11 protein-coding genes are annotated in these 13,056 nt (G+C 40.4%); 10 read left to right on the top strand and 1 reads right to left on the bottom strand.

What is annotated here, in order from left to right; all coding sequences use genetic code 11:
• Positions 1-538 precede the first annotated feature (538 nt).
• The 7 genes from PMEL_RS02600 (at position 539) to PMEL_RS02570 (ending at position 7,538) form a co-directional block, all read left to right on the top strand.
• Positions 539-1,417: a cell division protein FtsX gene (locus PMEL_RS02600; RefSeq protein ID WP_120173835.1), complete on the top strand. Its 879-nt coding sequence runs from the start codon at positions 539-541 to the stop codon at positions 1,415-1,417.
• A gap of 128 nt (positions 1,418-1,545) precedes the next feature.
• Positions 1,546-1,788: a DUF3098 domain-containing protein gene (locus PMEL_RS02595; protein WP_120173834.1), complete on the top strand. Its 243-nt coding sequence runs from the start codon at positions 1,546-1,548 to the stop codon at positions 1,786-1,788.
• Positions 1,788-2,648: an undecaprenyl-diphosphate phosphatase gene (locus tag PMEL_RS02590; protein WP_120173833.1), complete on the top strand. Its 861-nt coding sequence runs from the start codon at positions 1,788-1,790 to the stop codon at positions 2,646-2,648. The genes PMEL_RS02595 and PMEL_RS02590 overlap by 1 nt, the downstream gene beginning before the upstream one ends.
• 21 nt (positions 2,649-2,669) lie before the next feature.
• Positions 2,670-3,368, top strand: coding sequence for a tRNA pseudouridine(55) synthase TruB (gene truB, locus PMEL_RS02585; protein WP_120173832.1), 699 nt, complete (start codon positions 2,670-2,672; stop codon positions 3,366-3,368).
• Positions 3,369-3,389: 21 nt separating this feature from the next.
• Positions 3,390-4,574, top strand: coding sequence for an S-adenosylmethionine:tRNA ribosyltransferase-isomerase (locus PMEL_RS02580; RefSeq protein WP_120173831.1), 1,185 nt, complete (start codon positions 3,390-3,392; stop codon positions 4,572-4,574).
• 1 nt (position 4,575) lies between these two features.
• The gene (gene folK, locus PMEL_RS02575; RefSeq protein ID WP_120173830.1) at positions 4,576-4,986 is read left to right on the top strand and encodes a 2-amino-4-hydroxy-6-hydroxymethyldihydropteridine diphosphokinase; all 411 of its coding nucleotides are present in this window, start codon (positions 4,576-4,578) and stop codon (positions 4,984-4,986) included.
• A 113-nt stretch (positions 4,987-5,099) separates the two neighbouring features.
• A complete protein-coding gene (locus PMEL_RS02570; protein ID WP_120173829.1) occupies positions 5,100-7,538 on the top strand; it encodes a C10 family peptidase in 2,439 nt (812 codons plus the stop codon).
• A 599-nt stretch (positions 7,539-8,137) separates the two neighbouring features.
• On the opposite strand, the gene rpsO is transcribed toward PMEL_RS02570, so the two are convergent.
• Positions 8,138-8,413: a 30S ribosomal protein S15 gene (rpsO, locus tag PMEL_RS02565; RefSeq protein ID WP_120173828.1), complete on the bottom strand. Its 276-nt coding sequence runs from the start codon at positions 8,411-8,413 to the stop codon at positions 8,138-8,140.
• Positions 8,414-8,617: 204 nt separating this feature from the next.
• Between rpsO and typA the strand changes: the two genes are divergently transcribed.
• The 3 genes from typA (at position 8,618) to PMEL_RS02550 (ending at position 12,804) form a co-directional block, all read left to right on the top strand.
• Positions 8,618-10,420, top strand: coding sequence for a translational GTPase TypA (typA, locus tag PMEL_RS02560; protein WP_120173827.1), 1,803 nt, complete (start codon positions 8,618-8,620; stop codon positions 10,418-10,420).
• A 256-nt stretch (positions 10,421-10,676) separates the two neighbouring features.
• On the top strand, positions 10,677-11,888 hold the full coding sequence (locus PMEL_RS02555; RefSeq protein WP_120173826.1) for a DUF1810 family protein: 1,212 nt from the start codon (positions 10,677-10,679) through the stop codon (positions 11,886-11,888).
• 133 nt (positions 11,889-12,021) lie between these two features.
• Positions 12,022-12,804: a radical SAM protein gene (locus tag PMEL_RS02550; protein WP_120173825.1), complete on the top strand. Its 783-nt coding sequence runs from the start codon at positions 12,022-12,024 to the stop codon at positions 12,802-12,804.
• Positions 12,805-13,056: the final 252 nt, after the last annotated feature.

Genomic DNA, 13,056 nt, shown 5'->3' with positions numbered 1-13,056 from the left:
CGGAAACACAACAGCAGTTTCACCGTATTAAGAGCTGCGAAAATTATTTACATCATTTCTTAAAACATTCATCTAAAAAGATAAAAAACATCCTTTTTAAGCATCTTTGTAACTTAATACAAATCAGATAGTTGCAAAGCCACAATGCAAAAGGTGCTTAATTGGACTTCAAAAGGGCGTTAATAAGACCTCAAAAGGGCACCTTTTAGAAGCCAATTGGGCGTCTTTAAGAGTCTTAAAGAGCATCTTTTTATTTTCAAGCATGAGTTTTTTATTACAAAACAGGAAAATATCACCTTTAAACTTAGCCTACTTATATGCATAAAATAAAGATATTAAATGCCTCTATGGCGGTTGAAAGAAAAACACAACGTAATTATTTTAAAACTTTCGAGCATATCTCCCCTACCTTCCCTTCCATAGTAATATGCTCACAAGTTTCACCTTTTATCTCTAAATAAAGTATAATTTCCTTTGTCATTATCTTATTTTGCAGTATCTTTGCAACAACTTTGGTGTATTATACCTTATTAAAGAAATGGCAAAAAAAAGAAACAAAGCCCGCAGTCGTCATAGCCTGCAGGTTGTCACACTATGTATCAGTACAGCTATGGTGCTGATGCTGATTGGTATGGTTGTACTTACAGGCTTTACCAGTCGCAATCTTAGTTCTTATGTAAAGGAGAATCTGACTATTACAATGATTCTCCAGCCCGATATGAATACGGAAGAGAGTTCTGCTCTTTGTCAGCGTATTCGCAACTTGCACTATATCAATAGCCTTAATTTTATCAGTAAAGAGCAGGCATTGAAGGAAGGAACTCGCGAATTAGGTGCCAACCCTGCCGAATTTGCAGGTGAGAATCCGTTTACGGGTGAGATAGAAGTACAGTTGAAGGCAAACTATGCCAACAATGACTCTATTCGCAATATTGTTCAGCAGTTGCGTACCTATCGTGGTGTGAGCGACATCACTTATCCACAGAGTCTGGTAGAAAGTGTAAATCAAACTTTGGGTAAGATTAGTTTGGTACTATTGGTTATTGCTGTTTTGCTCACCATCGTATCATTCTCTCTGATTAACAACACTATTCGATTAAGTATCTATGCACGCCGCTTCTCAATTCACACAATGAAGCTTGTTGGCGCATCATGGAATTTCATCCGTGCTCCATTCTTGCGTCGTGCGGTATTGGAAGGACTTGTCTCTGCCCTGTTGGCTATCGTAGTTTTGGGTATTGGAATGTGTTTCCTCTATGATTATGAGCCTGAGATTACGAAAGTATTGTCATGGGAGGCTTTGGTTATCACAGCAATAGTCATGTTAGCTTTTGGTGTGATTATTGCCACCTTCTGCTCATGGTTGTCAGTAAACAAGTTCCTGCGTATGAAGGCAGGTGACTTATATAAGATTTAAAAGGAACAGTAAAAAGGGGAAATAAGGGAGTAAGAGTACTTTTAGATGGATAAGGAAACATCTTCTTAACACCAACTAAGTTCTTTAGCTTCTCAATGCCAGCCTCTTGAACTCCTCAAAAAAATAATATGGACAAAAGAAATTTAGCTTTTGGTAAGACCAACTTTATTTTGTTGGCTATAGGTATAGCCGTTGTTATTCTCGGCTTTATCCTTATGAGTGGTGGAACATCTACAGAAACCGTATTTGATCCAGACATCTTCAGTGCACGCCATATCACGATTGCACCTATTGTTACCTTTATTGGTTTTATCTCTATCATTGGTGCTATCCTCTATCAGCCGAAAGAAACTAAAGAAGTGGAGGAATAATGACACTTTTACAAACGATTATCATCTCTATCGTTGAAGGACTGACGGAGTTCCTTCCTGTGTCATCTACTGGTCACATGATTATCACACAGAATCTTTTAGGTGTACCATCAGGTGACGAGTTTGTGCATGCCTTTACCTTCATCATACAGTTTGGTGCTATCCTCTCTGTTGTATGTCTGTATTGGAAGAGATTTTTCCAAATTGACCATTCACCAGTACCAGCAGATGAGAAGAGCGCCTTCAAAAGGCTTATCCACCCAGTAAAGTTCTATTGGTTACTCTTTATTGGTGTCCTACCAGCAGTCATCATAGGCTTGGCAGCTAAAAAGAGTGGACTACTTGACTGGCTACTCGACTCAGTTTGGGTTGTAGCTATCATGCTTGTTGTGGGTGGTATATTCATGCTTTTCTGTGACAAGATTTTCAACAAAGGAAAAGAAGAAAACCAGGTAACAGAGAAACGTGCATTAAGTATTGGTTTTTTCCAGTGCTTATCGGTTATCCCTGGCACAAGCCGATCTATGGCAACTATCGTTGGTGGTATGGCAAATGGATTGACACGTAAGCGTGCAGCAGAGTTCTCTTTCTTCCTTGCAGTACCTACTATGGCTGGCGCAACACTGCTTGACCTGCTTGATTTATTAAAAGGTGATAGCACATGGGCGTCTGCTCATAACCTTATAATGCTCGCTGTAGGCTGTGTCGTATCATTTATCGTTGCTTTGTTAGCAATGAAATGGTTCGTAAGTTTCCTTGCAAAATATGGTTTCAAGTGGTTCGGTTGGTATCGTATCATCGTTGGCGTTATCATCATTATAATGCTGCTCTGTGATATTCCACTGAATATGGTTGACTAATCTTATATATTTATCGTCCTAATGAACTTCAAAGAAGGAGTAATCATCCCTATTGATAAGCCCTACGGAATTACCAGTTTCAAAGCATTGGCACATGTACGTTACCTTTGCACACAAGCTAATGACGGAAAGGTTAAGATTGGTCATGCTGGTACATTAGACCCTTTGGCTACAGGAGTACTCATCCTTGCTACGGGTAAGATGACAAAACAGATTGAAACCTTGCAGACACATACAAAGGAATACACAGCTACTCTACAGTTAGGAGCTACGACACCGAGCTACGATATGGAGCATGAAGTGAATGAAACCTTCCCGACAGAACATATCACAAGAGAACTGATCGATGCAACACTACCACAGTTTGTGGGTGATATTGAGCAGATTCCACCAACATATAGCGCTGTTAAGGTAGATGGTAAACGTGCTTTCGACTATCGTAGAAAGGGCAAGGATGTAACGTTAAAACCTAAGAACATTCGCATTGATGAGATAGAAGTATTAGACTTCGATGCAGAGAAGATGCAACTATCAATTCGTGTAGTCTGCGGTAAAGGTACTTATATCCGTGCATTAGCACGCGATTTGGGTCGTGCAGTGAATAGCGGAGCCTATCTTACAGCATTGCGCCGCACACGTGTTGGAAACGTAAGAGTGGAAGACTGCGTCAATTATGACCAGTTTGACACATGGCTCCAACAACAAACAATAGAAAAATAACAAACTCCCCAAATTAGAAATATGAAGCTTTCACAGTTTAAATTCAACTTGCCAAAAGAGCAGGTAGCCTTATATCCACATTCATCTGAACGTGTACTGACTCGTACTGATGGCAGCACACAGACCTTTACCGTTACACGTCGTGACGAAGGTAGACTGATGGTGTTACACCGTAAGTCTGGTAAGATTGACATGTTTAAGGGTGAGGTTAATGGCGAACCAAAGGAAGAGGACTACATCCGTTTCAAAGATGTGTTCAATTACTTTGATGAGGGTGATGCCTTTATCTTCAATGACACTAAGGTATTTCCAGCTCGTCTGTATGGAACAAAGGAGAAGACTGATGCTAAGATTGAGGTATTCCTTCTTCGTGAGTTAAATCAGGAGATGCGCCTTTGGGACGTATTGGTTGAGCCTGCACGTAAGATTCGTATTGGAAACAAGCTTTTCTTTGACGAGTCTGGCACAATGGTGGCTGAGGTTATTGATAATACAACCTCACGTGGCCGTACTCTTCGTTTCCTCTATGACTGTCCTCACGATGAGTTCAAGCGTGAATTGTTTGCATTGGGAGAAGCTCCATTACCACGATACATCATTGATAATCGTCCAAAAGAGGACGGAGAAGAGTTTGCACACGCAACAGCTGACGACATGGAACATTTCCAGTCTGTCTTTGCAAAGAACGAAGGCGCTGTTTCTGCACCAGGTACAAACATCCACTTCTCTGAACACATGATGAAGATGATGGATATTAAGGGAATCAAAAAAGCATTCATCACATTACACTGTGGCTTGGGTAACTTCCACGACATTGAAGTAGAAGACCTTACAAAACATAAGATGGATTCAGAGGAAATGCACATCAACGCTGATGCTTGTCGTATCGCTAATGGTGCAAAGAAAGCTGGACATCACCTTTGTGCCGTCGGTGCGAGTGTTGTTAAGGCTACAGAAACAGCCGTTGGTACTGATGGTATGTTGAAGGAGTATGATGGTTGGACCAATGAGTTCATCTTCCCTCCTTATAACTTTGGCTTTGCTGACTCTATGTTAGTTAACTTCTATCATCCATATTCAACCTTGTTGATGGAAACAGCAGCTTTCGGTGGCTATGACCTTGTTATGGAAGCATACGATATGGCTGTAAAGAATGGTTATAAGTTTGGTTGTTTCGGCGACTCATTGTTGATTCTCAACGATTAAGATGCATACAGTCTACTTATCCCTCGGCACAAATCTTGGCAATAGAAAAGCCATCATGCATGAGGCGATAGCACGGATAGAAGAAAAGATTGGCACAGTTTTGCGCCAATCTTCTTTCCATGAAACGGAGCCTTGGGGATTTGAGAGTCCTAACCTCTTCCTCAATGCCTGCGTATGTGTATCTACTTCTCTTGCTCCACGACAGTTATTAGAGGCTACACAAGTCATAGAAAAAGAGATGGGAAGAGTTAAGAAATCTATCAATGCACAATATACAGACCGCATCATAGACATTGACATTCTTCTATATGACAAGTTAAATATCAACGAACCAGACCTTATCATCCCCCACCCTTTGATGAAGGAACGTGACTTTGTGATGCTTCCCTTAAAGGAGATATGGGAAGATTAGAGTATCTCATGTCATAAAACAAACTAAATCTATTCGTTTTTAGTATTCTCAAACTTACACAACCCTGACATAAAATATAACAAACCAATATAATTGACTAATAAGATAAACAAATGAAAAGAACTTTATTATTAGTGCTAACTGCGTTTACAAACATTCTACTTGCTAACGCAGAACCCATCACCAAAGCACGCGCTTTGAGTATTGCAACTAAATACATCAACAATCCAAAGCTATCGGATAATACTCCAAAAACCCGCTCATCAAAAGCCGATGAGCAACCAGCCTATTACATCTTTACAAATCCAAACGATAAGAAATTCGTTATTATCTCTGGAGAAAGTAAACTCAACGAGGTCGTGGGTTATGGAGATAAGATGATAGAAAACCCCAACGATCAGCCCCCATACTTCAAACTATTCTTAAAAGAATATGAACGTGTAGTAAAGGAGGTGCGCGCTAAAGCTACAACTACAACCCTACAGCGTCCTATCAAACGAAAGGTAGAACCATTGCTTACTTGTAAGTGGAGCCAGTATGACCCATTTAATAAGTACACCCCACTAAGTAATGGACAGCATACACCTACTGGTTGCGTTGCTACAGCCACAGCACAAGTGATGTTCTACAATAAATGGCCTAAGAATCGACCACAAGATTATATAGCATCAACTGGTGATGATGCTAAGAAGAGTGCTACTTATTGGTGGGATGAGATGAAGAACACGACTAATAAGATGAGAACGGAACAATCTCGACAGGCTGTTGGCGTGTTGATGTATGATATTGGTAAGGCTGTCCACATGAGATACTACATTAAAGGAAGTGACTCAAATCTACAGCGTGCCTGCAATGCACTTCGAGACAAGTTTGATTATACTGTGCGTTATCTTGATAAAAACTTCCTTCCAGCCAATGAGTTCCTCAATGAGGTAATGCAAGAAATCTCAGACGGATATCCGGTCTTAGTAGTAGGTGGTCCTCATGCCTTTGTTTATGATGGATATGACGAGCAGGGACTCATTCATACCAACTGGGGCTGGGGAGGTGAAAACGATGGATACTTCGACATCAACATAGTTACCCTTAATGTTTCAGGCTTTGCTCTCAATAGCGGAACATTCTGGGACGACATCTCAGTTGTCTTTGCCCATCCTAACGATGGTAAGGCAGTACCTTTTAAGGATATAGAGCGTGGATTGGACGCAAGAACCACCACTTCATTCACTATGGACAAGACAGAGGCAAGCCGTTCTGAAAGTTTCAGTGCAAAGATTGAGAGGTTAGGCTCATATAGTTCAGTTAAAGGTGAACTTGGCGTATTCTCAGGAAAGGTAGCACTTGCCCTTTATAATGATAAGAACGAACGAGTAAAAATCTTTGATTCAACTGCTGGCGACCAAACATGGGTATCCATCTTTACTGCCATGTCATTTGATGTTGCTGATATTAACTTTAAGGGTATTGCTGACGGAAACTACCGTTTGGTACCAGTATTCTCTGAGATGCTCGATATCAAGACGAAGGAACACGGTGACTGGAAGCCAATCAATCATGCTAATGAAATAGAGGTAAAACTCACTGCAGATGCTGTTCACATCAACACAAATAATCCTAAGGATGTGGTTGTAATTGAGAAGGCTCCAAGTCTACTTGCACCCTACTATGAAGGTTCTGGATTTAAAGGTGCATTCAGTTTCACGATGTACAACCCTGGACGTGAAGAGGTGCGTGGTGAGCTTGTGATGACACTTACAAATCAAGAGACAAAGAAAGAATATAATGGTTATCTACTTACTCCAAACGTTGTTGCACAACGTCTTGGACGAACTACCTTTGTCATTAATATGCTTCCACTATATTACAACAAACCAAGTTTAGGTAACCTTCCAAAAGGTAAATATAACGTTACACTATCTATAAAGGTCAATCGAAAAGGAACAGAAACCATTCTTCCTATTGACATGAAAGAGCCATTTGAGATTGAAGTATTACCATATATCAATAATGGAAATATTGAGTTAACATTCCTTGACTACTATGTTGATAATGCATACGCTAATTATAGCACCTTCAATCTCGATAAGATAAAGAATATCAGTCTGCAAGTACATTCAAAAGTATCTGGCTATCAGATTAAGAATGGCTACCGCGGTCCAATCCATTATCGTCTTCTTGATTTGACAAGTAACAAGTGGATTGAATTAGGAACAGCTCATAATGTTTATCTTCCTTGTGATGTAGACAACAATGCAGCCGAAACACGTATCACATTCTCTGCTTCGCTGTTAGAACCTAACCATTCATACGAAATACATTTAGAGCTTGAGCGAAACGGACAACGACAAGATACATGGACCCCCCTTGCACTACGTAACGTCTTCAACACCATCAGTGAGTTAAACACTCCTACTGGAATCAATCCGATTAATTACAACAAAAATACCGCAAAAAATATCTTTACACTACAAGGTATTCGCCTATCGCAGACTTGGGAAGAACTCCCAGCTGGCATCTATATCATTGATGGTAAGAAAGTGATTAAGAAATAGGAATTGACTATCCGTATAACAGATACAGATAATATTGAGTTTTCAAACACGTACAAAAACATCAAAAACTAAATCGGTCATTGTGTATTATCTCATAATACGCAATGACCGATTTTCTGAAAAGGCAAAAAGAAACATAATCACCAACACTATTGTAAACATTTTTCACTATACCGAATTTTATTAAGGCTCAATTGCATTCGAATTAACGCCCAATAAGCTTGCAAAAGATGCCCTTTTGAAGTCTAACTAACGCCCTTTTGAAGTCTTATTAAGCACCTTTTCACAACCACTCGTGTAACCTTCTCATAACAAGACAGTTATAAAAGCGTACAAAACCTTACTTTATCGTTCATTTAAAGCTAAAACACCAAGAAGCAATGTAAAGAAAATTCAACACGTACCATTAAGCTTTAGAACGTTTATAGATTAAGGATTCTGATAAAAAGAAACTTTAATATGAGTCCGAACAAAGAGAAATACTATCTTTAAAAAGTCCATATAGATAGTATAAGAAGAAAAGAAAAAAGGTAAGAAAATAAAGTATGGATAAACCAACTTTGACTTTCTTACCTTTTATTTTTTTGCTTTCAGAAATCTTACTTACGGAGACCCAAAGCCTTGATGATAGCACGGTAACGCTCAATGTCGCGATCGTAGAGGTAATCGAGCAATGCACGACGCTTACCTACGAGCTGTGTCAATGAACGAGTAGTAACGTAGTCCTTACGGTTCTTCTTAACATGCTCTGTCAAGTGCTTGATACGATAAGAGAAAAGTGCAATCTGGCTCTCAGCTGAACCAGTGTCTGTTGTGCTCTGACCCTTACCATACTGTGCGAAGATTTCTGCCTTCTTTGTCTTGTCTAAATACATAATTTTGTTTTGATTAATGTGATTTGCAATTACATCTTTCCGTCGTTAGCCGCCTTAATCACAACGGGTTACGACATCAAATGCATCGGACGTTCCGAAAATGCTGTGCAAAGTTACAACTTTTTATTGGAACCACAAACGTTTTCCATTTTTTATTCGTAATTTTGCAGCATAAATTTAGCGTAAGCTTTTTAAGATATTTAAATGCAAGATATTCGTAACATCGCAGTTATTGCGCACGTAGACCATGGTAAGACGACCTTGGTTGACAAGATGATGCTCGCTGGAAAACTTTTCCGTGACGGACAAGACAACAGCGGAGAAGTTCTCGACTCTAATGACTTGGAGCGCGAACGAGGGATAACAATTCTGAGTAAGAATGTAAGTATTAATTGGAAAGGAGTAAAAATCAATATTCTCGACACACCAGGTCACTCTGACTTTGGTGGTGAGGTTGAGCGTGTACTGAACATGGCAGACGGCTGTCTGTTGCTCGTAGATGCTTTTGAAGGACCTATGCCACAGACACGTTTTGTGCTGCAAAAGGCCTTACAACTGGGGTTGAAACCTGTTGTTGTTATCAATAAGGTTGATAAACCAAACTGTCGTCCAGAGGAAGTATATGAGATGGTGTTCGATCTTATGTGCGATCTTAACGCTACAGAAGATCAGTTGAACTTCCCAGTTGTCTATGGTTCAGCTAAGAACGGCTGGATGAGTGAGGATTGGAAGAAGCCAACAGATAATATTGAATATCTGCTCGACCTCATTATTGAGGCCATCCCTGCGCCTAAGCAGATTGAAGGAACACCACAGATGTTGATTACATCTTTGGACTATTCAAGCTATACTGGACGTATCGCTGTTGGTCGTGTACACCGTGGTACATTGAAGGACGGACAGAATATTACTATCTGTCACCGTGATGGTTCACAGGAACGCACACGAATTAAGGAACTACATACCTTTGAGGGTATGGGACATAAGAAGACTGATGCCGTTGATTCAGGCGATATCTGTGCAGTAATCGGCTTAGAGAAGTTTGAAATTGGTGATACTATCGCTGATTTTGAGAATCCTGAACCACTGCCACCAATCGCTGTTGACGAGCCTACTATGAGTATGCTCTTCACCATCAACGACTCTCCATTCTTCGGAAAGGAAGGTAAGTTCTGTACCTCTCGCCATATCAGTGACCGTTTGAGCAAGGAACTTGAGAAGAACCTTGCGCTCCGTGTACTTCCTATGGAGGACTCAATGGACAAGTGGATTGTTAGTGGACGTGGCGTACTTCACCTCTCTGTTCTCATTGAGACTATGCGTCGCGAGGGCTATGAGTTGCAGGTAGGTCAGCCACAGGTTATCTACAAGGAGATTGACGGCCAAAAGTGTGAGCCTATCGAAGAGTTGACAATCAATGTTCCTACCGACTTCTCAAGTAAGATGATTGATATGGTAACTCGTCGTAAGGGCGAACTTCTTGGTATGGATGCAGAAGGTGAGCGTGTGAATATCACCTTTGAAATCCCTTCACGTGGTATCATTGGTCTGCGTACCAACGTATTGACAGCCAGTCAGGGTGAAGCTATCATGGCACACCGCTTCAAAGATTATCAGCCATTTAAGGGCGAAATTGTACGACGTACAAATGGTTCAATGATTGCTTTGGAGGCTGGTACTGCCTACGCTTACGCAATTGACAAGCTACAGGATCGTGGTAAGTTCTTCATCGATTCAGGTGAGGAGGTTTATGGCGGACAGGTTGTTGGTGAGCATGTTCACGACAATGACCTTGTCATTAACGTTACTAAGGCAAAGCAGTTGACCAACGTCCGTGCATCTGGTTCTGACGAGAAGGCACGCGTTATCCCTAAGACTGAGATGAGCCTTGAGGAATGTCTTGAGTACATTAAGGGTAACGAATATGTTGAGGTAACTCCAAAGAACATTCGTATGCGTAAGATTACGCTCGATCATAATGATCGTAAGCGTGAGAGTAAAGATTAATTCTTTTACTAATCATAAACCAAGAGGCGGCAATCCACAACGGATAGCCGCCTCTTTTCGTCTTAAAAAGAGATAAACTTCTTTTTATTTATCATATAGGTTACTTATTATGCTACTTTTTGTTTATATTTGCATCTAATAAGAAGAATTGATTTAAATAACTCAACCATGAATAAGCTTAGTGTCTAAGTGGGCTGAAGATGAGTTAAAGCAATAACTTCTACTACAAAACACTAAGCAAGTAAAAAGAACAACTATGTTAGGAGCAATCATTGGAGATATCATTGGCTCAGTATATGAGTTCCAGAACAAAAAGCAAAAGAACTTTCCTCTTTTCACACCAATGAGTAGGTTTACAGATGACACTGTGATGACTTTGGCTGTTGCAAAATGGCTGACAGAAGACAAAGAACACAGCAAAGAAGGACTTGTACAGCGAATGCAAAGCTTAGGAAAACGATATCCTAACGCTGGGTATGGCGGAGGTTTCAAGCGATGGCTGAATGATTGTCATCCAAAGCCTTATAACAGCTATGGCAATGGCTCGGCAATGCGGGTCAGTCCTATTGCTTTCTATGCACAGAGTTTAGAGGAAACATTAAGACTTGCTACAATCTCTGCAGAGGTTACGCATAATCATCCAGAAGGCATCAAAGGTGCTAAAGCAATTGCTGCCGCAACTTATCTTGCTCGCACAGGAGCTACGAAAGCAGAGATAAAGGCTTATATAGAGGAGGACTACAAGTACAATTTAAATCAGCAATTAGATGATATCTGGCCCGCTCTCACCACTGATCTGACTTGTCAAAAGACTGTCCCTGCTGCTATTTTAGCCTTTTTGAAAGGTGAGGACTTTGAAGATGTAATAAGAATTGCAGTTTCATTGGGTGGAGATTCAGACACGTTAGCAGCGATGGCTGGAAGTATTGCACAAACTTTTTATGGTCTTCCTCAAAAACTTGCCACTCACTGTTATGCCCTTCTGACACCTGACTTGCGAACTATTCTCTGTAAGTTTGAAGAAAGTATTGGCACACTGATCCCCGACCCTTTCCACATTGAAAGATTTATCAAGGCTCAGAATGCTGACAACACCTACCAACGAGCGTTGGAAGAAATGCAGCGAGGGCATAAAGCCTCTCACTGGATATGGTATATCTTCCCACAACTAAAAGGACTTGGACATAGTGCCTATTCACAATACTACGGCTTGGCAGATACTGACGAAGCCCGTACATTCCTTGCAAACTCATGCTTGAATGAACGATTACGCGAAATAACCAGCACCCTACTAACGCATAAAGATAGAAAGATAGAACATCTCATGGGTAGCTATGTTGATGCCTTAAAGCTAAAATCCTCAATGACATTGTTCGATACTATTAGTCCAAATGATATCTTTGCAGAAGTTCTAAAAATATTTTACAATGGTGAGAAAGACCGCAACACAATGAGAAAGATAGGCTAAAACAGAAGGGGAAGTTTATCAAGATGAAACCTTTTGCATTAAGGTATATGTCTCTTTATTCTTTTCTTTTTATAAGAAACAACATAACATTCAACAAAAATACTTACCTTTGTTGTTATAAAATAAATATTTAATGAGCACGATTATCTATCCATCCCCTATATTTGGACCTGTTCACAGCCGCCGCCTTGGTATTTCATTAGGTATCAACCTAATGCCTGCAGACGGCAAGATATGCACTTTCGACTGCATATACTGTGAATGTGGATTCAACAAAGACCACCGCACAAAGACACCCCACCCTACCCGTGAGCGTGTTGCAGAGGCTTTGGAAGCAAAGCTAAAGGAGATGCAACAAGAGAATATTCACCCTGATGTATTGACTTTTGCAGGTAATGGCGAGCCTACCTCCCACCCACACTTTGATGAAATCATTGACGACACTATCCGCCTACGTAACAAATATTGCCCACAAGCAAAGATTTCCGTCCTCAGTAACTCTACGTTCATCCATCGTCCGAAAATTCATGAGGCTTTATCAAAGGTAGATAACAACATCTTGAAACTCGATACAATCAATGCCGAGTATATCAAAAAAGTAGACCGCCCAACGCAGCCTTCCTATGATGTAAACAGAATCATTGCAGATATCAAGTCTTTCAACGGACAAGCAATTATCCAAACAATGTTTATGAAAGGGACAACGGAAGACGGATATAATGTTGACAATACAACTGAAGCCTTTGTTGCACCGTGGCTTGAGACAATCAAAGAGATTGCTCCACGTGAAGTAATGATATACACCATCGATCGTGAGACGCCCGACCAACACCTACAAAAGGCGACACACGAAGAATTAGATGCCATCCGTGATCGTGTCATCGCATTGGGAATCCCTTGCACAGCATCATATTAACGTTTCTCTATTCTTAATATGCCTATCACGGAAAGATTCCTATTATAGAAAAAATATCCAATACGAAAGTATCAACCAAACATAATGGACGCACTTCAGATGCGCCCATTTTATTTTAACGAATGTATAAATCCTCCGTTTCTCTTACTTATAAAACAAATTACTTTAAGTTCTGTTGAGGGTTACTTGCATTACCAGGAACCTACAGAGCCTTCTGAAATGTCATAAATTTTCCTAATACTACAATCACAA

This window comes from Prevotella melaninogenica (genome assembly GCF_003609775.1).
Lineage (GTDB): Bacteria > Bacteroidota > Bacteroidia > Bacteroidales > Bacteroidaceae > Prevotella > Prevotella melaninogenica_A.
This window is presented reverse-complemented; position numbering and strand designations above follow the sequence as displayed.

Bases quoted from the DNA above. Each gene is read 5' to 3' on its own strand.
- PMEL_RS02600 (WP_120173835.1), top strand. From the start codon at position 539: ATGGCAAAAAAAAGAAACAAAGCCCGCAGTCGTCATAGCCTGCAGGTT.
- PMEL_RS02595 (WP_120173834.1), top strand. From the start codon at position 1,546: ATGGACAAAAGAAATTTAGCTTTTGGTAAGACCAACTTTATTTTGTTG.
- PMEL_RS02590 (WP_120173833.1), top strand. From the start codon at position 1,788: ATGACACTTTTACAAACGATTATCATCTCTATCGTTGAAGGACTGACG.
- truB (WP_120173832.1), top strand. From the start codon at position 2,670: ATGAACTTCAAAGAAGGAGTAATCATCCCTATTGATAAGCCCTACGGA.
- PMEL_RS02580 (WP_120173831.1), top strand. From the start codon at position 3,390: ATGAAGCTTTCACAGTTTAAATTCAACTTGCCAAAAGAGCAGGTAGCC.
- folK (WP_120173830.1), top strand. From the start codon at position 4,576: ATGCATACAGTCTACTTATCCCTCGGCACAAATCTTGGCAATAGAAAA.
- PMEL_RS02570 (WP_120173829.1), top strand. From the start codon at position 5,100: ATGAAAAGAACTTTATTATTAGTGCTAACTGCGTTTACAAACATTCTA.
- rpsO (WP_120173828.1), bottom strand. From the start codon at position 8,413: ATGTATTTAGACAAGACAAAGAAGGCAGAAATCTTCGCACAGTATGGT.
- typA (WP_120173827.1), top strand. From the start codon at position 8,618: ATGCAAGATATTCGTAACATCGCAGTTATTGCGCACGTAGACCATGGT.
- PMEL_RS02555 (WP_120173826.1), top strand. From the start codon at position 10,677: ATGTTAGGAGCAATCATTGGAGATATCATTGGCTCAGTATATGAGTTC.
- PMEL_RS02550 (WP_120173825.1), top strand. From the start codon at position 12,022: ATGAGCACGATTATCTATCCATCCCCTATATTTGGACCTGTTCACAGC.